Annotated in this window: 20 protein-coding genes, 1 tRNA gene and 1 pseudogene; 5 read left to right on the top strand and 17 right to left on the bottom strand. The window is 59.2% G+C overall.

Annotated elements, in window-relative coordinates; genetic code table 11:
- Positions 1–236 precede the first annotated feature (236 nt).
- A complete protein-coding gene (locus ACOAP0_RS12075) occupies positions 237–1,265 on the bottom strand; it encodes an amidohydrolase family protein (RefSeq protein ID WP_498376585.1) in 1,029 nt (342 codons plus the stop codon).
- A gap of 33 nt (positions 1,266–1,298) precedes the next feature.
- On the bottom strand, positions 1,299–2,021 hold the full coding sequence (locus ACOAP0_RS12070; RefSeq protein ID WP_498376584.1) for a substrate-binding domain-containing protein: 723 nt from the start codon (positions 2,019–2,021) through the stop codon (positions 1,299–1,301).
- Between the two features lie 139 nt (positions 2,022–2,160).
- Between ACOAP0_RS12070 and ACOAP0_RS12065 the strand changes: the two genes are divergently transcribed.
- From ACOAP0_RS12065 to ACOAP0_RS12055, 3 genes are all read left to right on the top strand, one after another.
- Positions 2,161–3,072: a LysR family transcriptional regulator gene (locus ACOAP0_RS12065; RefSeq protein ID WP_498376583.1), complete on the top strand. Its 912-nt coding sequence runs from the start codon at positions 2,161–2,163 to the stop codon at positions 3,070–3,072.
- A 108-nt stretch (positions 3,073–3,180) separates the two neighbouring features.
- Complete coding sequence (locus ACOAP0_RS12060; RefSeq protein WP_498376582.1) at positions 3,181–4,179, top strand: Bug family tripartite tricarboxylate transporter substrate binding protein; 999 nt, start codon at positions 3,181–3,183, stop codon at positions 4,177–4,179.
- A 10-nt stretch (positions 4,180–4,189) separates the two neighbouring features.
- The gene (locus tag ACOAP0_RS12055; RefSeq protein WP_498376581.1) at positions 4,190–4,696 is read left to right on the top strand and encodes a DUF7482 domain-containing protein; all 507 of its coding nucleotides are present in this window, start codon (positions 4,190–4,192) and stop codon (positions 4,694–4,696) included.
- An 80-nt stretch (positions 4,697–4,776) separates the two neighbouring features.
- Here ACOAP0_RS12055 and ACOAP0_RS12050 read toward each other — a convergent pair whose 3' ends face one another.
- From ACOAP0_RS12050 to ACOAP0_RS12005, 10 genes and pseudogenes are all read right to left on the bottom strand, one after another.
- On the bottom strand, positions 4,777–5,724 hold the full coding sequence (locus ACOAP0_RS12050; RefSeq protein ID WP_087496142.1) for an AEC family transporter: 948 nt from the start codon (positions 5,722–5,724) through the stop codon (positions 4,777–4,779).
- A gap of 9 nt (positions 5,725–5,733) precedes the next feature.
- A complete protein-coding gene (locus tag ACOAP0_RS12045) occupies positions 5,734–6,618 on the bottom strand; it encodes a DUF1932 domain-containing protein (protein WP_498376580.1) in 885 nt (294 codons plus the stop codon).
- A gap of 81 nt (positions 6,619–6,699) precedes the next feature.
- On the bottom strand, positions 6,700–7,677 hold the full coding sequence (locus tag ACOAP0_RS12040) for a Bug family tripartite tricarboxylate transporter substrate binding protein (protein WP_481873563.1): 978 nt from the start codon (positions 7,675–7,677) through the stop codon (positions 6,700–6,702).
- A gap of 83 nt (positions 7,678–7,760) precedes the next feature.
- The gene (locus tag ACOAP0_RS12035) at positions 7,761–8,486 is read right to left on the bottom strand and encodes an ABC transporter ATP-binding protein (protein WP_498376579.1); all 726 of its coding nucleotides are present in this window, start codon (positions 8,484–8,486) and stop codon (positions 7,761–7,763) included.
- On the bottom strand, positions 8,483–9,274 hold the full coding sequence (locus ACOAP0_RS12030; RefSeq protein ID WP_087496139.1) for an ABC transporter ATP-binding protein: 792 nt from the start codon (positions 9,272–9,274) through the stop codon (positions 8,483–8,485). Before ACOAP0_RS12030 ends, ACOAP0_RS12035 begins: the two co-directional genes overlap by 4 nt.
- Complete coding sequence (locus ACOAP0_RS12025) at positions 9,271–10,278, bottom strand: branched-chain amino acid ABC transporter permease (RefSeq protein ID WP_313868479.1); 1,008 nt, start codon at positions 10,276–10,278, stop codon at positions 9,271–9,273. The genes ACOAP0_RS12030 and ACOAP0_RS12025 overlap by 4 nt, the downstream gene beginning before the upstream one ends.
- Positions 10,275–11,150, bottom strand: coding sequence for a branched-chain amino acid ABC transporter permease (locus ACOAP0_RS12020; protein WP_087496137.1), 876 nt, complete (start codon positions 11,148–11,150; stop codon positions 10,275–10,277). The genes ACOAP0_RS12025 and ACOAP0_RS12020 overlap by 4 nt, the downstream gene beginning before the upstream one ends.
- Before the next feature lie 124 nt (positions 11,151–11,274).
- A complete protein-coding gene (locus tag ACOAP0_RS12015; RefSeq protein ID WP_313879121.1) occupies positions 11,275–12,447 on the bottom strand; it encodes an ABC transporter substrate-binding protein in 1,173 nt (390 codons plus the stop codon).
- A gap of 166 nt (positions 12,448–12,613) precedes the next feature.
- On the bottom strand, positions 12,614–13,459 hold the full coding sequence (locus ACOAP0_RS12010; RefSeq protein ID WP_498376577.1) for a ParB N-terminal domain-containing protein: 846 nt from the start codon (positions 13,457–13,459) through the stop codon (positions 12,614–12,616).
- 294 nt (positions 13,460–13,753) lie between these two features.
- Positions 13,754–14,404, bottom strand: a pseudogene (locus ACOAP0_RS12005) (LysR family transcriptional regulator); the annotation flags it as partial.
- Between the two features lie 89 nt (positions 14,405–14,493).
- Between ACOAP0_RS12005 and ACOAP0_RS12000 the strand changes: the two are divergent.
- Complete coding sequence (locus tag ACOAP0_RS12000; RefSeq protein WP_498376576.1) at positions 14,494–15,486, top strand: sodium-dependent bicarbonate transport family permease; 993 nt, start codon at positions 14,494–14,496, stop codon at positions 15,484–15,486.
- Between the two features lie 9 nt (positions 15,487–15,495).
- Positions 15,496–16,281 (top strand): hypothetical protein, encoded by a 786-nt coding sequence (locus ACOAP0_RS11995; protein WP_498376575.1) that lies wholly within the window; start codon positions 15,496–15,498, stop codon positions 16,279–16,281.
- 187 nt (positions 16,282–16,468) lie between these two features.
- Here the strand turns inward: ACOAP0_RS11995 and ACOAP0_RS11990 are convergent.
- The 5 genes from ACOAP0_RS11990 to rpsK form a co-directional block, all read right to left on the bottom strand.
- Positions 16,469–16,545: transfer RNA gene (locus tag ACOAP0_RS11990), tRNA-Met, on the bottom strand.
- Positions 16,546–16,567: 22 nt separating this feature from the next.
- Positions 16,568–16,963 (bottom strand): 50S ribosomal protein L17, encoded by a 396-nt coding sequence (gene rplQ, locus ACOAP0_RS11985; protein ID WP_498376574.1) that lies wholly within the window; start codon positions 16,961–16,963, stop codon positions 16,568–16,570.
- Between the two features lie 84 nt (positions 16,964–17,047).
- On the bottom strand, positions 17,048–18,037 hold the full coding sequence (locus ACOAP0_RS11980; RefSeq protein ID WP_087496075.1) for a DNA-directed RNA polymerase subunit alpha: 990 nt from the start codon (positions 18,035–18,037) through the stop codon (positions 17,048–17,050).
- A gap of 106 nt (positions 18,038–18,143) precedes the next feature.
- Positions 18,144–18,767 carry a 30S ribosomal protein S4 gene (rpsD, locus tag ACOAP0_RS11975; RefSeq protein ID WP_087496074.1) on the bottom strand — a complete coding sequence of 208 codons (624 nt, stop codon included), beginning with the start codon at positions 18,765–18,767 and terminating at the stop codon, positions 18,144–18,146.
- Between the two features lie 81 nt (positions 18,768–18,848).
- Positions 18,849–19,253 carry a 30S ribosomal protein S11 gene (rpsK, locus tag ACOAP0_RS11970; RefSeq protein ID WP_029706489.1) on the bottom strand — a complete coding sequence of 135 codons (405 nt, stop codon included), beginning with the start codon at positions 19,251–19,253 and terminating at the stop codon, positions 18,849–18,851.
- Between the last annotated feature and the right edge of the window lie 4 nt (positions 19,254–19,257).

Here is a 19,257-nt window from a genome sequence, read left to right as displayed (position 1 = left end):
TTCGTTCATGTCCCCCGCCCGCTTTGCGGGCTCCCCCTTGACTTCACTACGGCACTCACCCCTACTCTGCCGCTGCGAACAAACTTGTTTTTACTCCGCCGTTCCAAGCATGCAGCGCAAGGCTTGGGGTGGTTATGCGTTTTGCGGAGGTCAAGGAGGAGCCCGCAAAGCGGGCGGGGGACACGCAGCAAAACACATAGCCACCCCGAGCCCTCCAAAAGCAGCGCAAAACCAAACTACTGCCCCTTGGCCTTCAAAGCCGCATCCAAGCGCGGAAACACGCGCCGCGCATTTCCTTCGTAAATCTGGAAACGATCTTCGTTGCTCAGTATCTTGGACGCTTCGATGTAGCGCTTGGTGTCGTCGTAATAGTGGCCGGTCTGCGGATCAATACCACGCACCGCGCCGATCATTTCGGACGCAAACAACACGTTCTTCACCGGGATCACCGTGTTGAGCAAGTCAATGCCGGGCTGGTGGTACACGCAGGTGTCGAAGTAAATGTTGTTGAGCAAATGCTCTTCCAACAAGGGCTTCTTGAGTTCTTGCGCCAAGCCGCGGAAACGGCCCCAGTGGTAAGGCACTGCGCCGCCGCCATGCGGAATCAGGAACTTGAGCGTGGGAAATTGCTTGAACAGATCACTGGTCAGGCACTGCATGAAAGCAGTGGTGTCCGCGTTCAGGTAGTGAGCGCCGGTGGTGTGGAAGCAGGCGTTGCAGCTGGTGGACACGTGAATCATCGCGGGGATGTCGTACTCCACCATCTTCTCGTAAATGGGGTACCAGTGCTTGTCGCTCAAGGGGGGCGATGTCCAGTGGCCGCCGCTGGGGTCGGGGTTCAGGTTGATGCCCACGTTGCCGTACTGCTCCACGCACTTCACCAGCTCGGGGATGCAGGTAGCGGGGTCCACACCGGGGCTTTGGGGCAGCATGGCTGCGGGAATGAAGTGGTCCGGGAACAGCTGGCTCACGCGGAAGCACAGCTCGTTGCAGATGGCCGCCCAGGTGGCGCTGGTGTTGAAGTCGCCAATGTGGTGGGCCATGAAGCTGGCGCGCGGGCTGAAGATGGTGAGGTCGGAGCCCCGCTCTTTCATCAGGCGCAGCTGATTGGATTCGATGGTTTCGATCAGCTCGTCGTCGCTGATTTTCAGGTCGGCTACCTTGGGGCCCAGTTCGGGGGTGGACAGGTTGGCGATCTGGGCGTTGCGCCAGTTTTCCAGCGCCTTGGGGGCCGTGGTGTAGTGGCCGTGGCAATCAATGATCATGGAAGTCTCCGGTGATGTTGTCGATATGTGTGCTTATGCGGGCTCCATGCCCTGGCGCAGCTTGGCGGCATGGGCCTGGGGCGATGCCATGTAGTCCAGCAGCGCGCGCACGGCGTCGGCTCGGCTGCTATGGACGCCGAGGCCCGCAGAAAAAGTGGTGGTGATCTGTATCTCTGCGGGCAGCGGGCCCACGATGCGGATGCCATTTACATGGATCAATTCGCTGAGCTGCTGTAAGCCCAACGCCACTTCGCCCCGCGCTACCAGCGTGCCCACCGGCACGCCGGGGGGCGCTTGCACGATGCGACTTTGAATCTCGTCGGCAATGCCCCAGCGCTCAAACAACTTGGCCAGCGCCACGCCGCTCGGGCCGGTGGAGTAGCTTAGGGTAGGCGCTGCCAGCACGGCTGCACGCACAGCCGCTTCCGAGCTAATGTCGGGCGCCGCGGCGCCCTCTTTCACCGCAACGGCGACGCCGGAGTGCACCAGGTCCACGCGGCTACCGGCTTCAAGAAAGCCTGCCGCCAGCAGCTTGTCAATGGCGTCGGACGCCAGAAACACGATGTCGAACACCTCACCCGCTTGCACCCGCTTGGCCGCGTCCACTCCGCCCACAGACTCCAGTGCGAGCTGCACGCCCGTGGTGGCCTCATACGCCTCTGCCAGCTCCGTCAACACTTGGCGCGTGGCCATGGAGGAGATAGCTTTCAGGGTCAGTCCCGCAGGGGCGTGAGAGGGGAAGGCAGGGGTTTGCATGCTGGCTATTCTGGTCGGCCAAGCAGGCTTTGATAAGCCAAGGGGGCGACTAGCAGCTATCACATATCGGCATAATTGACGCGCAGCTATTCTCAGAAGAAACTCGCTCATTCCGGAAAGCCGCTATGGATTTGTTGCTATGGACTTGAAACAGTTGGAATACTTTGTGCGCGTGGCCGAAATGGGCAGTTTTACCCGCGCCTCCATCTCGCTGGATGTGGCCCAGCCTGCGCTGAGCCGCCAGATCCGCCTGCTCGAGGTCGAGCTGCGCCAGAACCTGCTCACCCGCAATGGCCGTGGCGCAGTGCCCACCGAAGCCGGCAAGTTGTTGCTGGAGCACGGCCGCGGCATCCTGCACCAGGTGCAACTCACCCGCGAAGAGATGGGCGCCGCCCGCGGCGCGCTGGCCGGAAGGGTGTCCATAGGCCTGCCGCCCAGCCTGTCCAAGCTGATTACCGTGCCGCTGGTGAAAGCCTTTCGAGAAGCCCTGCCCCACGCCCACCTGACGCTGACCGAGGGCTTCTCGGTGCAAATGCACGAAGGCCTGCGCCTGGGTAACCTGGACATGGCGGTGCTTTACAACCCCGGTCAGAGCACCGACCTGGAAATGAGCACGCTGGATGAAGACGAGCTCTCGCTCATCTCGCACAACCCCAGCGGCGGCAAAAAAGGCAAAGGCAAAACGGCGCCCGCCATCAGCCTCAAAGAAGTAGCGGCGCTACCGCTCATCCTGCCCAGCCGGCCCAATGCCTTTCGCATCCTGCTGGAGGGCGAGATGATGGCCCTGGGCCGCCGGCCTGAAGTACTGTTGGAAGTGGACGGGCTCAACGCCATCCTGAACCTGGTGAAAGAAGGCATGGGCCACGCTGTGCTGCCTAGCTACACGCTGAGCAACTTCGACAACCCCGAGACTTTCACCGTGCAGTCCATCCACAGCCCGCGCATCATGAGCCAGCTGATGCTGGTGTGGTCTGCCCGCCGCCCCACCACCCAGACCCAACGCAAGGCGATGGACGTAGTGAGCAAGGTGGTGCTGGAGGCGATTCACTGATAGGCCACGCTGCTTGTTTTTGCATAGCTGCTATGCCGAGCACAGCTTGCTTTGCCATCGCCACTCCCTGCACACTGCCGTCAAACCCCACAACAAGGAGACAAAGAAATGGCAACATTTACTACGAAATTGATAGCTACTTGCGCAGTACTCACAGGCGCTAGCGGCCTGTTTCTATCGCAATCGGCAGTGGCACAGACTGCCGGCACCTACCCTGCCAAACCCATCCGGCTGGTCGTGCCGTTCACACCCGGCGGGTCCACCGACATCCTGGCGCGCGCCATCGGCCAGAAGCTCAACGAAGCCTGGGGCCAGCCGGTGGTCATCGACAACGTACCCGGTGCAGGCGGCTCGATTGGCGCCGACCGCGTGGCCAAAGCCCCGGCCGACGGCTACACCCTGCTCATGGGCCACATCGGGACGCTGGCGGTCAACCCTTCGCTCTACCCCAATCTGCCCTACGACCCCATCAAGAGCTTTGCGCCTGTGGCCTGGGTGGCACGCGTGCCCAACGTCTTGGTGGTGCACCCCAGCGTGCCGGCCAAGAGCGTGAAAGAACTGGTGGCACTGGCCAAGGCCAAACCCGGCCAGCTGAACTACGGCTCCGGCGGCAACGGCAGCGCGGCCAATCTGGCGACAGAGTACTTCAAACTGCAAACCGGCAGCTCCCTGCTGCACATCCCCTACCGCGGCACCGCGCCTGCAGTGACCGATCTGGTGGGCGGCCAGATTCAGGTGCTGTTTACCGGTGCACCAGCCGTCATCAACCAGATCAAGGCCGGGCAACTGCGTGCGCTGGCCGTCTCCAGCCCCAAACGCCTGGACGCATTGCCGGACCTGCCCACCGTGGCGGAAACGGGCTACAAAGACTTCGAGGCTGACCAGTGGTACGGCGTGGTGGCTCCGGCCGGCACGCCCGCTGATGTGGTGGCCAAGCTCAATAACCAGATCAATCTGGCATTGAACTCGCCCGAACTCAAAACCCGTCTGAACACTGAAGGCGCCATCGCCACGCCGGACACCCCTGCCAACTTCGGCAAACTGATTGCAGCCGAGATTGCCCGCTGGAAGCCGGTGATCAGTGGCGGGCGGGTGAAGGCGGACTGAGGACACTCACGTGCACCGCAGAAGCGCACTCCTTTTTTTGGCGGTGCTGGTTTCAGGCTGCGCCCACCTCACAGCGGAGCGCAGCGAAACGGTGTTGCCCGTGAGCCGTGCCTGGGTGGATGGCCGGCAGGTGGAATATGTAACCACCGATATCTCTGACGCCGCCATGGCAAGCGCCATGGGCGTGAACTACGTCGCCCGCTTGCGCCAAGCCATAGGCGCGCCGCAGTCCCTGTTGGAACGCGTCTACAAGTTCAGTGGGAACGAGCAGATCAGCATTTTTCAGTCAGCGCCACGACCTATCGGCGCGCTCAATGCGGACAGTGCCTACAGCCCGCTCTGGCGACTCGTGCTGGTCACATGGCGCGCACCTCACACGGCGCGTGTACTGACATCAGAGGAGGAGCTGTTGGCTGCGGAAGACGCCGGACAGGTCCGCCTCGAGCTCACCGACATCGTGGTCAACTGCCCCGTCACCAAGGCGGTGGGCGGCGAAGGGCTCAAAGGGGTTCGCTGAGCGCATTACACCGGCATCACTGACGCCAACGCGCCTCCCCGCAGTGCCTGACTGCACTGGCACCATGGCATCCATGCGCCTCAGAGCGGATAGTGCTTCAACACCCACAACAGCACATTCAACGTGAAGAACGAGCCCACTGTCGCGGCCAGCAATGTGGCTGCGCTCACTTCTTCGTGGCCGTACTTCAGCGCGAGGATGGGGTAGACGCCCAGCATGGGCATGGCAGCAAACAGCAAGGCTGCGGTGCGCAGCTGCGGGTCAGCAATCGGCACCACAAAGGTAAACGCGAGAAACACGCACAGCGGGTGCAGCACCAGCTTGCCGATGGTGATTTGCCCCACCAGTCTGCGCTTGCCCTTGAGCTGCAAACCGACGAGAGCCCCGCCAATGACAAACAGCGCAAGGCCGGTAGTCACCTGCGAGAACAGCGTGATGGTGCGCGCCAATGGGCCGGGTAGAGCCCAGCCCATGACGGACACCAGCAGCGCCAACGGAATCACCACCAGCATGGGCGTGCGCACCCAGCCCCGGGCGATGTCCCGCAGCACGGTGCCCCAGGGGCGGTGCGCGCCGGCATCGGCGTTGTCGGCCAGCGTGAGCAGCACGGGCAGCTTGATGAGGTTTTCAAACAGCATGTTCAGCGCCAGCGCTACCGGCGCAATGCTGCCCAGCACCAGTTGGGCCACGGGGTAGCCCATGTAGCCGCTGTTGGAGCAGGCGGTGCCCATGGCAAAGAAGGCGCGGTAGCTGCCGGTGCTGCGGTTCATATAGCGGGCCCACAAGTAACTGCACAGCAGCATGACCCCTGAGCCAAGGCCATAGGCCAGCAGGTAATCCATATGCATCACATCCCGCAGGGGGCGCTGGGCAATGGCATTGAACAGCAGCGCAGGCAAGGCCAGGTTGAGCACGAATTTGCCCAGTACCCGCAAATCCGGTTTGCTGAACACACCCGTACGGGTGCAGAGGTAACCCATGGCAATGCACAGGTAAATGGGGCCGGTGATGGCCAGGATATCAAGCATCAGAACCTGTCAGTGAGTGGAACGGCGGGCGAGGAGTGCGTCGGCGTAGTCCTGCCAAATGGCGTTGGGGGCGACGTTTGCAAAGGCTCCGGTGCGGGCCTGGTCAGCCACCCACTGCTGTTTGTCGGCAATGGCGCTGGCCATGGTCGGCGCAAAGCCGACCTCGCCCACGGTGCGGGCGGATTCGCGCATTTCTTCGGCGCGCCGCTGGCCGTGCTGGGCGACGCGGCTGAAGAAGTAGGCGCCCTGCTTCTCCCAATCGATGCTCGGGAAGGTTTCGGCCAATGTGGGCAGGACATGGGTCTCCACCCCGTAGGCACGCGCGGTGGTGTAGCTCTCAATGACCAGGGCCTCCAGCCCCTTGATCATGACGCTGCGGCACATTTTGATGGCCGAGGCCACACCGATGTCGGCCGACACGGCCTTGGCATCCATGCCCAGCGCCTGCAAAGCGGCGGCCAAGCTGGCGGCCTGCGGGCCACCCAGCAACATGGGCACGCGGATGCCATAGGGCGGCACCGAGGTCATGACGCCGGCTTCCACATAGTGCGCACCGGTGGCCTGCACCAGTGCAGCGGCTTGCTGCTTGGTGCCGGGAGAGGCGGAGTTGAGGTCCAGAAACACCATGCCCGCGCGAAGGTGCGGGGCTGCAGCTTGCGCCACCGACAGGGTGTTGGACGCGGTCACCGCGCTGATCACCCAATCGCTCGCATCGCACAGCGCTTGCATGGAGGTCGCTTGCAGCACGCCGCCCGTGGTGGCCGCTCCCGCAGCGTCATGAAATTGGATGTCCCATGCGCTGACGCTTTGAAAGTGCGGCAACAAGCCGGCACTGAAAATGCGCCCGACTTCGCCATACCCCACCAGTCCCAGCCGGCTCACTGACAGATTCATCTTCCACCCTTGAATTTATAAGTAATTGGCTGCTAGCGCCCATGCAAAATGCGCGAGCAGCTCCTGAAACCATAGCAACTTTTACAAACGCGGCACACCGGCTTTGGAAATGACTTCGCTCCAGCGCTTGATTTCGCTGCCCAACAGCTCGCCCAATTTCTCGGGCGAGGAGCCCTTGGCTTGCACGTTGAGTTCAAACAGCTTTTTCTTCACATCGGGGTGGGCCAAGGCGGCTTGTACTTCCTTGTTCAGCCGCGCAATCACGTCCTTGGGTGTTTTGGCAGGCGCTGCCAGCGCATTCCAGGACGACACATCGAAATTGGCCACGCCACTTTGCATGACGGTGGGCACATCGGGCACCTGCGCAGCGCGCTCGTCCCCCAGAATGGCCAGCGGGCGCACCGCCTTGGAGTTGACCTGGCCCATCATGGGCCCGAGGATTTCGATGGCCACATCCACCTGCCCACCGCGCAGGGCCGTGGTGAGGGCGGGTGTGCCGTTGAAGGGCACGATCAAGAAGTCCAGCCCGGTGCGCGACTTGAACAACTCGGCCGCAAGGTGCTGGGTGCTACCGATGTTGATGGTGCCCACATTGAGCTTGCCGGGGTTGGCCTTGGCATAGGCCATGAGCTCGCCCAGATTTTTGTAAGGTGCATTGGCCGATGCGAGCACGGCCAAGTCAAAGTAACCCAGCGTGGAGATGGGCGCGAAGTCGTGCTGCGCGTCGAATGGCAGGCTCTTGAAGAGGCCGGCACTCACTGCCGTGCCATTGGACATGAGCAGCAGCGTATGGCCATCGGGCTCCGCCTTGGCCACTGCCTCGCCCGCGCCCACACCACCGGCGCCGGGCTTGTTGTCGATGATGACCGGCTGCCCCAGCGACTCAGAGAGCTTTTGCGCCACAGTGCGGGCCGTCAGATCGGCCACACCACCGGCGCCGAAGGGCACCACGATGCGGATGGGCTTGCTCGGGAAGGCGTCTGCAAGAGCGGGTATTGCTGCGGTCAGCGCAGACGCAGCGATGGCAGCTAGTGCGCTGCGGCGGGTAAAACGGTTCATGCTTGTCTTCCTTGGAACAAAAAGAGCCGCTGGCGCCTACGGAATATGCGCGAGCAGCTCATGTTTTGATAGCAAATTACCAACTACCGGGCCACGCCCAGCAGCCTGTCGAGCAGCTCAGGCTGCTCGCGCAGTCCTTGGGCGGTTCCACTGTGCACCACGGTGCCGCGGTCCAGTACCGCAGCGGTATCGCTGATGGCCAGAATGGCTTGCGGGTGCTGCTCCACGATGATGGCAGAGAGGCCCTCTTCGCGGGTGATGCGGCGGATGGCACGCAACAACTCCTGCACGATGATGGGCGCCAGGCCTTCACAAGGCTCATCCAGCAGCAGAAGCGTGGGGTTCAGCACCAGCGCGCGGCCCACGGCCAGCATTTGCTGCTCGCCACCGGAGAGCTGGGTGCCCAAGTTGGTCTTGCGCTCGGCCAGACGGGGAAATAGCTCGTACACGCGCTCGGGGGTCCACATCGCAGCCTTGCGGCCGGCGCGGGCCGGGCGCGCCACCGCGGTGAGGTTCTCATCCACCGTGAGCGACTTGAAGATGTTGCGCTCTTGCGGCACCCAGCCGATACCGGCGGCCGCCCGCTCGTGCTGGGGCATTTTGTGCAAGTCGGCGCCCCCTAAGCGCATGGTGCCGCCGTGCTGCCGGGTCGCGCCGGCCAGGGTGTTCATGAATGTGGTTTTGCCGGTGCCATTGCGACCCAGCAGCGCCAGCGTTTCGCCTTCGTTGATGGACACTGACACGCCGTGCAACACCACCGCCTCGCCGTAACCGGCAGACAGGTTTTCTACTTTGAGCAGCTCGGTCATGCGTGGGCTCCTTCGCCTTCGGCGTGGCCGAGGTACACCGCCTTGACCTGCGGGTCATTGGCAATTTCTTCGGGGTTGCCCTCGGTGAGCATGGTGCCGTTGACCAACACCGTCATGCGGTTTGCAAAGCTGAAGACCAGATCCATGTCATGTTCAATCAAAAGGATGGACACATCCGCCGGCAGGGCTGCCACGGTTTGCAGCAGCTCTTCGCGCTCGCCGGCTGGCACACCGGCCACCGGTTCGTCGAGCAAGAGTACGCGGGGCTCGCAGGCCAGCGCAATCGCAATCTCCAGCAAGCGGCGCTTGCCGTAGGCCAGCACCCGGGTTTCCTGGTGCATGACGCTGCTGAGGTGGAACTGCTCGAGCAACTGCTCGCACCGCTCTACCACGCTGCGGTCTGCTCCCAACGCTTGCCACCACTTCCCGCCCAGACCCTTGTGCTGGCTGACCACCATGGCCAGTGTTTGCATCGGGCTCATGCTGTCGAAGAGCTGGTTGATCTGGAAGGTACGCACCATGCCACGGCGCACACGCTGGTGCGGTGCCAAATGCGTGATGTCCTCACCCTCGAGCACGATGCGGCCTTCCGTGGGCTGGAGCACGCCGGTCAACAAGTTGATGAGCGTGGTTTTGCCGGCGCCGTTGGGGCCGATGAGTGCATGGCGCGCGCCTTTTTGCAGGTTAAGCGTGACGTTGTTGGTGGCGGTGATGCCGCCAAACTTCATCACCAGCCCTTGCGCGCTGAGTACGGTGTTGGAATTCATGGGAGTAGAGGTGGCGCTCATGCAGCACCTTCCTTCTTCTTGGAGGACGATGTGCCGAACCAGGTCCAGGGGCGCACCACACGCTCGCGGCCCACCAGCATGAGCACCACGAGGAAAAGGCCGATCCAGAAGGTCCAGTACTGGGGGGTGATGCTCGATATAGCGTCTTGCAACACCTTGAACACAATGGCACCGATGACGCCGCCATACAACCAGCCCACGCCGCCGATGACCAGCAGCAACACCAAGTCTGCTGAGCGGTGGAACTCAAATACGTCGAGCGAGGCAAAGCCGGTGGTCTGCGCCAGCAGTGCCCCGGCCATGCCGGCAGCACCTGCAGCTACCGTGTAGGCCACTGCGATGCGGCTGGCCACGGGAATGCCGATGGCCATGGCGCGCAAGCGGTTGTCGTGAATGGCCTTAAGCGTGCTGCCGAAAGGCGAGTTCACAAAGCGGCGTGCCAACACAAACATGATGAACAACACCACGATGGAATAGGTGGCGGCCGTGCTGCCGTACAGGTCGAACTCGAAGCGGCCGAGCAAGGGGCCCATCATCACGCCCTGCAGGCCGTCGGCACCGCCGGTGAGCCAGTCGAGCTTGTTGGCGAGTTCCATCAGGATCAGACCCACGCCCATGGTCACCATCAGGCGGGTCAGGTCGGTACCGCGCTGCACGGTCACACTGCAAATGGCACCTAGCACCGTGGATACGACCATGGCCACCGCCAGACCGAACAAGGGGTCGGGGTTGATGTGCTTGGAGAACAAGGCTGCGGTATAGGCACCCATGCCGAAGAAGGCCGCATGGCCCAGCGACACGATGCCGGTGTACCCGAGGATGATGTCCAGGGACAGGGCAAACAGGGCAACGATGGCAATCTCGTTGATGATGAGCGCGTGGGTGTTCATGACCCAGGGCAGTGACAGGGCCACCGCCCAGAGCAGCAGCTCCCACCAGCGCCAGCGGCCGGCACGCATCAGGATATTGGTGTTGTTCATGGAGGAGGAGTCCGGGGTGTTCATGCCTTGCCACCTTTGCGCACAAAGAGGCCTTGCGGGCGCCAGACCAGGATGATGATCATCAGGCTGTACACAATGAAGGCGCCGAGTTTGGGGATGTAGTACTTGCCGGCGACGTCAGCAATGCCCAAGAGCAACGCTGCCAAGAGCGGACCGGTAATGCTGGAGGTACCGCCCACGGCCACCACGATCAAGAAGTAAATCATGAACTTGAGCGGGAAGGTGGGATCCATGCCCAGCACGTCGGCGCCCAGCGCTCCGCCCAGACCGGCAAGGCCGGAACCCACTGCGAAGGTAGCCAGAAACACTACATTCACATTGATGCCCAAACCGGCGGCCACGCGCTGGTCGTCCACCGAGGCGCGCAGGCGGCTGCCAAAGCGGGTTTTGGTCAGGATGTGCTGCAGGGCAATGGTCAGTGCTGCACACACAGCAATGATGAACAGGCGGTAGTGGCCCATGCCCAGCATCCAGGCACCCTCACCGATTTCGGTGCGGCCTTTGAGCCATTCAGGCAGCTGCATGATCTGCTGGGTGGAGCCCACAAAGTAGTCCACCGCGGCCACGGCCATGAAGGTCAGGCCGATGGAGAACATCACCTGGTCCAGGTGCGGCCGCTTGTACAAGGGGCGATACAAGGTGCGCTCCAGGATGGCACCCAGCACAGCCGACGTTAGAAATGCAATGGGCAGGCAGACAAGAAAAGGCACATTCAGGCGCTGCATCAACAGCACGGTGACGTAGCCGCCAACCATGGCGAAGGCGCCGTGTGCGAGGTTGACGAAGTTCATCAAGCCCATGGTGACGGCGAGGCCGACCGCGAGGATGAACAACAACATGCCGTAGGCAATGCCGTCAAAGAGGATGGTCAACATAAAGGTGGTGTCCGGGTCATTCTTGCTGGAACTCGGCGGTGTCCGGGCAACAAAAAAGCGAGGGGGTTGCCATCGCTTTTTTGCCTGCAGACTGCCGCCGGTTGTCAGCGGTCAGATAAGTCGATTAACGGGCTTTGCCTGGGTCTTTGACGTCTTTGATCACATCAAATTCCACGTTGTACAACTGGCCGTCTTTCTTCTCCACTTTGCGCAAATAGATGTTCTGCACGATGTCGCGGGTCTGGGCGTCGATGAAGATCGGGCCGCGGGGGCTCTCGAAAATCTGGCCCTTCATGGCTGCCAACAAGGCATCACCACCGCCCTGGCCCTTGGTAGCCTTGAGCGCTTCGTAGATCACGCGCATACCGTCGTAGCCACCCACTGCCATGAAGTTGGGACGCAAGTTGTTGTTGGCCTTTTTGAAGGCTTCGACAAACTTCTTGTTGACGGCTGAGGGGTGGGCTGCCGAATAGTGGTGCGAAGTGACCACACCCAAGGCGCCATCGCCCATGTCGTTCAATTGGTCGTCATCGGTAATGTCGCCGGGGCCGATGAGCTTGATGCCGGCCTTGTCCATGCCGCGCTCCAAGAACTGCTTCATCACCGCTGCGCCTGCGCCGGAAGGCACGAACACAAACAATGCATCGGGCTTCAGGTCGCGCACTTTTTGCAGGAAGGGGGCGAAATCAGGGTTGCGCATGGGCACGCGCAGGCTGTCGACGATGGTGCCGCCATTAAAGGTCAGGCGATCCTTGAAGAACTTTTCCGCATCGAGACCGGGGCCATAGTCAGACACCAGGGTCACGACTTTCTTGATGCCGTTTTTGGGGGCCCAGTCAGCAATGGCGACTGCAGCTTGCGGCAACGTGAAGCTGGTGCGCACGATGTATGGTGACGCTTCTGTGATGCTGGAAGTGGCAGCAGCCATCACCACCTGTGGGGTTTTGGACTGGGTGGCCAGAGGCGCTGTTGCCAGCGCGGAGGGGGTGATGCCGAAGCCGGCCAATACATTGACCTTGTCATTGACGATCAATTCTTGCGCCATGCGCTTGGTCACATCAGGGATGCTGGTGTCGTCCTTGATGATGAGCTGGATTTTCTTGCCGGCAACGGTGTCACCGTTTTGGGCCATGTAGAGCTTGGCGGCTGCCTCAATCTGGCGACCTGTGGTGGCCTGCTGTCCGGTCATGGGCAGGATCAAGCCGATTTTGAAAACATTGTCTTGGGCAAAGACAGTGGAACCGGCGATTGCCAACGAGGCCAATGCGGTTGCGCGGAGGAAGTGGCGTTTGTTCATGTTTGTCTCCTGAACGGTTTTTCGAATCACACTGCGTGCGACTATCGCCCTTTGCAACTGCTATTGCAACTGCGGATATGCACTCTTAGTTATTCCATTTTGCAATATCCGCCCACTCCGTGCTACATCAATGTTGCCCCGAGGGTTATCGAACTCGCCACTCCAGTCACGGATTTCTCAAGGCTTGCAGCTGCTGGCGCAGTTCCGCGTTCTCTGCTTCCAGTGCCGCTACTCGCTGTTGAAGTGCTGCGACGGTGGCTACAGGGTCTATTCCCTGTGTGGCAGCGTCGTCAGGTGCGAAGGCCGGCACACTATGTTCAGCCATCGCTTCACGGGCTGCACGCTTGGCATCCCGCACGCGCTTGGCAGCAAGCTTGAGCTCATCTTTGCCGGCGCTCGCTGCTGCGACCTGCTCTTCTGCGGGCAAAGTAGCCACTGCTGCGGCTGCATTGATGGAGATGACACCTGACTTCACGGCGGCCACCAACTCTGGAGCCGCTTGCTTCTGGATTTTTTCAATCATCACCACCTGGCTGCTACTCAGGCGTGCAGCCTTCGCCAGGTCTTCCCGACTTTTGAAGGCGGGTGTAACCGGTGCGTCTGTGATGGGAGTTGAGGTGACCGTGCTTTCGCTTGTCGCCTGCGGCGCAGGTTCTGCCGACAAGGCGTCTGCGAGGGCCAGCTGTTGGCGCGCCGCCAGAATTTCGCGTTTGCGCAAAGCCAGAACACCGCGCTGAAAGTCAGACACACTTCGGCGCCCCAGATGCTGGTCGATCATCCAAAGGTGCACGTCATCCATGGATTTGAACAAGGCACTCTGCACGGTGTTGAATGGCAGGCCGTGCTTGCGGCAGATGCCATAGCGGTTGTGGCCATCCACCAGCACATCACCCCATAGCACGAGGGCGTCCCGGCACCCCTCGTTCAGGATGCTTCGCTCCAACGCAGCATGCTCTTCAGGGGTAAGTGGGTCGATGTAAGCCTTGAGCTCTTCGTTGACGATGATGTCCATGCTGAATGTGCGCGCAAAAGGGCTGGATTGTAGGTCGTGGCCCTGCGCGATCACCCCGCCGCAGCGAAGCGCTCCAGGTAGCCCATGAAGGCCTCCGCCAAGGGTGACAGGCGCTTGCCCTGCAAATGCACTGTGTACCAGTTGGAAACGATGGGAAAGCCTTTCACTTCCAGTACGGCGAGTCCTTGGCCTGCGATGTCCGGACCCAATGCGTGCCGTGAAACCACCGATAGGCCCAGCCCCCCCTGCGACCGCTTGCTTGAGCGCCTCGTTACTTCCCATTTCCAAGCGGATACGCGGAATGAAATGGTGTGACGCAAAGTGGGCATCGGTATTGAGGCGAGTGCCGGACCCTTTTTCGCGTAGTACGAAGCGCTCGGCCTGCAAGTCTTCCAATGCAATGTTTTTTGTCAGCGCCATTGGATGGGCCAGTGGTGCAATCAACACGAGGGGATTGGCCAGAAATGCGTGGGCGACGGCATCAATGTCGGCTGGTGGCTTGGACATGATGTAGAGGTCATCCACGTTCTCGCGTAAGCGCTGCACCACGCCGTCGCGATTCAGTACCTCCAGCGATATCTCCACCTCTGGATGCATGCGACAGAAATCTCCCAACAAACGGGGCGTGAAGTATTTGGCGGTGCTCACCACGGCCAGCCGAAGTCGACCCGCAGTCAGCCCACGCTTTGCGGCAATGCCTTGTTCGAACAAGTCCCATTCATGGAGCATGGCCCGTGCAGTGGCCTCGAGGTCGCGGCCGGCCTCGGTTAACTGCAGTTTCTTGCCCGTTACCTCGTACAAGGGCATGCCGACACTGTCCGTTATCTCCTTGAGCTGCATGGAGACGGTGGGCTGCGTGACGTGCAATGCACGAGAGGCGGCAGTAATGCTCTCTTGCTCGGCTAAGGCGAGAAAGGTTCGCAGTTGCTTGAAAGTGACGTTCATAGATATATACCTATGGTGCAATGCGGCAATTTTGATTTTACTTTATGAGTTCTTGTTTTTAGGATCGCTACATCCTCCAGGACTCCCACATGCAAGCACTTCTAGACCCCGCCATCCTTTTCTTCCTTCTGGGCGTTTTCGCCGGTTTTCTCAAGTCGAATCTGGAAGTCCCCGCTCAAATTTCGCGCTTTCTGGCGCTGTACCTCCTCATGGCTTTAGGCCTGAAAGGTGGTTTTGCGTTGGCTAAATCGGGGTTTACCGCGGATGTGGCCATGGCTTTGGCACTCGCGCTCTTACTGGCGGTCTTGATCCCCGGGATCGGATACCTGGTTATGCGCAAGCTGTTGGCACCGTTTGACGCCGCCGCGGTTGCTGCTACTTACGGGTCCGTGAGTGCAGTGACCTTCATCACCGCCGTTCAGTACATGGAGTCCCGCGGTTACGCGTTTGGTGGTCATATGGCCGCAGCCATGGCGTTGATGGAGTCGCCTGCCATCATTATTGCCATCGCAATCGCAGCACAGCTCCGTAAGCGGCAGCCTGTCGTGGCCACTGCGTCTCCCATTGCGCCTGCACAAGGTAGTTTGAAAAGTGTCCTGCATGAGGCGCTTACCGACGGAGCGCAGTTTCTCTTGCTGGGTTCCATGGCCATCGGCTTCATGACAGGGCAGGATGGCAAGCTGGCTATGGAACCCTTTACGGGCAGCCTGTTCAAGGGAATGCTGGCGTTCTTCCTCCTCGACATGGGACTCAGTGCGGCCCGTAACCTTCCCAAATTGAAAGGGCAGACACCATGGATCTACGCCTATGCTGTGCTTGCCCCTTTGCTTCATGCCGGACTTGCCTTGGGCTTGGGATATGTCTTTGGTCTGGCGGCCGGGGACTTGGCGCTTTTAATGGTACTTGCCGCGAGCGCCTCTTACATTGCCGTACCAGCAGTGTTGAAACATTCGATGCCTGAAGCGAACCCGGCGCTGTATTTCGGAATGTCACTGGGGATCACTTTGCCGCTCAACTTGGTGATCGGTATCCCACTGTATGTGCAGCTTGCGTTTCAGGCAGTCGGTGCTTCTGGGCCTTAACATCGGCCCATGAACTTAGCTACCTCAACGATTAAATCGCGACTACAGCAAGAATATTCTCGACTTTTCCTGGTCGCGGGTCGTGATGGGGATTGCTTGATCAATGAATTGGGGTCGGTGCGCGCCCTCGTTGTGGAAGTCACTGTGCCCATGGGTTGGAAGGCACTTTCCGAGGTTTGGTACGGGGTTCAAACCGATTTCGGACTTCCTGCCCCTGCAATCGCTGTCTCGGGTACCGATGCTATTCAACTCTGGTTTTCCTCGGCTAATGACATCGATAGCACTACCGCAGAGCGCTTTTTCACCGCGTTAAAGCTGCGCTATCTTCTTGGGATCCCTCCAAGCCAGTTACGACTGTTTCCAATTCGTGATGTTTCGTCAGTGCCAAGGGAGAAACATACAGCGTTAGTACCTTCTGATCGCCATAGCACAGGGCATTGGTCTGCCTTTATCAGCGCTGATCTCGCGGCGATTTTTGACGTTGAGCCGTGGCTGGACATGCCGCCCAACATGGACCAGCAGGCTGACATTTTGTCCAAGTTGCAACCTATCAAGCCAGACCAGCTGTCAACCGTACTGGCCGCACTCGACAGTAAGACTGAACGCGAAGCTGAAGAAACAGCCGGACCATCAGCGGATATGGGTAGCGCTTCTGACGAGATGAATGATGGCGAATCGCCTGAAATAGCGTCAATGTCACCTCAAGAGTTTCTTTTGCAAGTGATGCGGGATATACGACTCCCATGGCAACTTCGGATCGAAGCTGCAAAGGCACTGTTGCCTTACAAAACGTAGCAGATTGCCTAGAGAGGCCTTCCTGCTACAAAAGTGTGCTCCAGCTTCTATGAATTAGTGATTAAAGGCGGATTCTGCATCGTCCGAAGCAGCAACATGAGCCAATTTCTGATCCGACCTTGAGGGCCACAAACAAAAAAGGCTCACCGAAGTGAGCCTTTGCTGTCGTGGAATTCCACGTGTCTATTGGTTGCGGAGGCTAGATTTGAACTAACGACCTTTGGGTTATGAGCCCAACGAGCTACCAGGCTGCTCCACTCCGCGTCAAGACTTGAATTATAACCTATTAAGCCTTCACTTCTTCAGAAGTTGCAGAAACTTCTGAAGAACGCTCAACCAATTCCACCAATGCCATGGGCGCGTTGTCACCAACACGGAAACCCATTTTCAAAATACGTGTGTAGCCGCCTGGGCGCGCCTTGAAGCGAGGACCCAAAACGTCGAACAACTTGGTGACGCTGTCACGATCACGCAGACGATCGAATGCCAGACGGCGGTTTGCCACGGTAGCTTCTTTAGCCAAAGTGATCATGGGCTCCACTACACGGCGCAATTCCTTGGCCTTGGGTACAGTGGTTTTGATGACTTCGTGTTCGATCAACGAATTCATCATGTTGCGCAACATAGCCAAACGGTGTGAGCTAGTGCGGTTAAGTTTACGAAGACCGTGTCCGTGACGCATATTAATTTCCTTCAGTTTTATTAACAAGCAGCCGTATCAGGTACTGCCCGTGGCACGGAACCCTGTACAGGGTTCAGATACGAGTTAACGCTTTTCCAAAGAAGCAGGGGGCCAGCTCTCCAGCTTCATTCCCAAAGTCAGCCCACGGGAGGCCAACACTTCCTTGATTTCGTTGAGAGACTTGCGACCCAGATTAGGAGTCTTCAGCAGCTCATTTTCTGTGCGCTGAATCAAATCACCGATATAGTAGATGTTCTCGGCCTTCAAGCAGTTCGCAGAACGAACTGTGAGTTCCAACTCATCCACTGGACGCAACAGAATCGGATCGAATTGCGTATTGCCACGTGGTGCAGGTGCGGTGAACGCATCCAACTCGCTACCTTCCAACTGTGCAAACACTGCCAACTGTTCGACCAAGATTTTGGCGGAAGCGCGAACTGCATCTTCTGCTGTCACAGCACCGTTAGTCTCAATCTCAACAACCAGCTTGTCCAAGTCAGTACGCTGTTCAACACGTGCGCTCTCGACGGTGTAGCTCACACGGCGAACCGGAGAGAACGAAGCGTCGAGCACAATGCGGCCGATTGACTTGTTTGGCTCATCAGCGTAACGGCGCATGCTGCCAGGCACGTAGCCACGACCTTTTTCAACCTTGATCTGCATATCTAACTTACCGCCATGCGACAAGTTTGCAATCACATGCTCAGGATTGATGATCTCAACGTCATGAGGCGTTTGAATGTCAGCAGCAGTAACGACACCCTCGGTGTCCTTACGCAGGCTCAACGTCACTTCTTCGCGGTTGTGCAACTTAAAGACTACGCCCTTAAGGTTCAACAAGATGTTAACTACATCTTCTTGAACACCGTCGATAGAAGAGTACTCATGCAACACGCCGGCAATTGTCACCTCAGTCGCAGCAAAGCCAGGCATGGAGGACAACAACACCCGACGCAAAGCGTTCCCAAGTGTGTGTCCGTATCCACGCTCGAAAGGCTCCAGAGCCACTTTGGCGCGATTCGGGCCAAGTTGCTCAACGCTGATCGACTTAGGCTTCAACAAATTGTTTTGCATGCAAACTTCCTCTCAATACCCCCGACTCGTTACATCGGTAAGGCTGGTGAAGTACCTTTACCGCAGTGCCCCGCAGCAAAGGAACGATTACAAAAACCCGAAACGATTAGCGGGAATACAATTCAACGATCAATGATTCGTTGATGTCAGCACCGAATTGGTCACGATCAGGAACAGTCTTGAAAGTGCCTTCGGCCTTTTCAACACTCACCTCAACCCATGCGGGCAAACCAACTTGTTGGGCCAATTGCAGGGCTTCAACAATACGATTCTGTTTCTTGGACTTCTCGCGAACCGCGATAACGTCACCGGCCTTCACCATATAGGAAGGAATGTTCACGGGGTTACCGTTGACAGTGATTGCTTTGTGAGAAACCAACTGACGGGCTTCTGCACGTGTGGAGCCAAAACCCATACGATACACAACGTTGTCCAGACGGGATTCCAACAGAACCATCAAGTTAGCGCCGGTATTACCACGACGACGATCTGCTTCAGCAAAATAGCGGCGGAACTGGCGCTCCAACACACCGTACATGCGCTTTACTTTTTGCTTTTCACGCAATTGCAGACCGTAGTCAGACGTACGGGCACCAGAGGTGCGGCCGTGCTGGCCTGGCTTAGAGTCAAATTTTGCCTTGTCAGCGATAGAGCGGCGTGCGCTCTTCAAAAACAGGTCGGTGCCTTCGCGGCGGGAAAGTTTGGCCTTGGGGCCTAGGTAACGTGCCACTTGATCTTCCTTTTATGTCATCTGACGCGTAGAAACGCGCGAGCCACCAACAAAAGTTGGTGGCGGTGGGCTTGGTTTAAATTAAATACGGCGGCGCTTTTGAGGGCGGCAACCGTTGTGCGGCACGGGGGTTACATCTGCAATCATGTTGATGCGGATACCCAGTGCAGCCAAGGCGCGAACCGAAGACTCGCGACCGGGGCCGGGGCCCTTGATCTCAACGTCGAGGTTCTTGATGCCTTGTTCCAGAGCTGCGCGGCCAGCCACTTCAGATGCTACCTGGGCAGCAAACGGAGTGGACTTGCGGGAGCCCTTGAAACCTTGACCACCGGACGAAGCCCAAGACAACGCGTTGCCCTGGCGATCGGTGATGGTAATGATCGTGTTGTTAAACGAAGCGTGCACGTGAGCGATGCCGTCGGCAACGTTCTTGCGAACCTTCTTGCGAACGCGCTGTGCTGCGTTATTAGCGGGAGCCTTTGCCATAGTG

It is taken from the genome of Curvibacter sp. Hmag1.1 (assembly GCF_059769165.1).
The sequence above is the reverse complement of the archived record's forward strand: the minus strand, read 5'-3'. Positions and strand labels throughout refer to the sequence as shown.

Bases quoted from the DNA above. Each gene is read 5' to 3' on its own strand.
- rpsK (WP_029706489.1), bottom strand. From the start codon at position 19,253: ATGGCAAAGGCTCCCGCTAATAACGCAGCACAGCGCGTTCGCAAGAAG.
- ACOAP0_RS12045 (WP_498376580.1), bottom strand. From the start codon at position 6,618: ATGAATCTGTCAGTGAGCCGGCTGGGACTGGTGGGGTATGGCGAAGTC.
- ACOAP0_RS12075 (WP_498376585.1), bottom strand. From the start codon at position 1,265: ATGATCATTGATTGCCACGGCCACTACACCACGGCCCCCAAGGCGCTG.
- ACOAP0_RS12040 (WP_481873563.1), bottom strand. From the start codon at position 7,677: ATGAACCGTTTTACCCGCCGCAGCGCACTAGCTGCCATCGCTGCGTCT.
- ACOAP0_RS12065 (WP_498376583.1), top strand. From the start codon at position 2,161: ATGGACTTGAAACAGTTGGAATACTTTGTGCGCGTGGCCGAAATGGGC.
- ACOAP0_RS11980 (WP_087496075.1), bottom strand. From the start codon at position 18,037: ATGCAAAACAATTTGTTGAAGCCTAAGTCGATCAGCGTTGAGCAACTT.
- ACOAP0_RS12020 (WP_087496137.1), bottom strand. From the start codon at position 11,150: ATGTTGACCATCCTCTTTGACGGCATTGCCTACGGCATGTTGTTGTTC.
- ACOAP0_RS11995 (WP_498376575.1), top strand. From the start codon at position 15,496: ATGAACTTAGCTACCTCAACGATTAAATCGCGACTACAGCAAGAATAT.
- ACOAP0_RS12035 (WP_498376579.1), bottom strand. From the start codon at position 8,486: ATGACCGAGCTGCTCAAAGTAGAAAACCTGTCTGCCGGTTACGGCGAG.
- ACOAP0_RS12060 (WP_498376582.1), top strand. From the start codon at position 3,181: ATGGCAACATTTACTACGAAATTGATAGCTACTTGCGCAGTACTCACA.
- ACOAP0_RS12050 (WP_087496142.1), bottom strand. From the start codon at position 5,724: ATGCTTGATATCCTGGCCATCACCGGCCCCATTTACCTGTGCATTGCC.
- ACOAP0_RS12070 (WP_498376584.1), bottom strand. From the start codon at position 2,021: ATGCAAACCCCTGCCTTCCCCTCTCACGCCCCTGCGGGACTGACCCTG.
- ACOAP0_RS12015 (WP_313879121.1), bottom strand. From the start codon at position 12,447: ATGAACAAACGCCACTTCCTCCGCGCAACCGCATTGGCCTCGTTGGCA.
- ACOAP0_RS12025 (WP_313868479.1), bottom strand. From the start codon at position 10,278: ATGAACACCCCGGACTCCTCCTCCATGAACAACACCAATATCCTGATG.
- ACOAP0_RS12030 (WP_087496139.1), bottom strand. From the start codon at position 9,274: ATGAGCGCCACCTCTACTCCCATGAATTCCAACACCGTACTCAGCGCG.
- ACOAP0_RS12010 (WP_498376577.1), bottom strand. From the start codon at position 13,459: ATGGACATCATCGTCAACGAAGAGCTCAAGGCTTACATCGACCCACTT.
- rplQ (WP_498376574.1), bottom strand. From the start codon at position 16,963: ATGCGTCACGGACACGGTCTTCGTAAACTTAACCGCACTAGCTCACAC.
- ACOAP0_RS12000 (WP_498376576.1), top strand. From the start codon at position 14,494: ATGCAAGCACTTCTAGACCCCGCCATCCTTTTCTTCCTTCTGGGCGTT.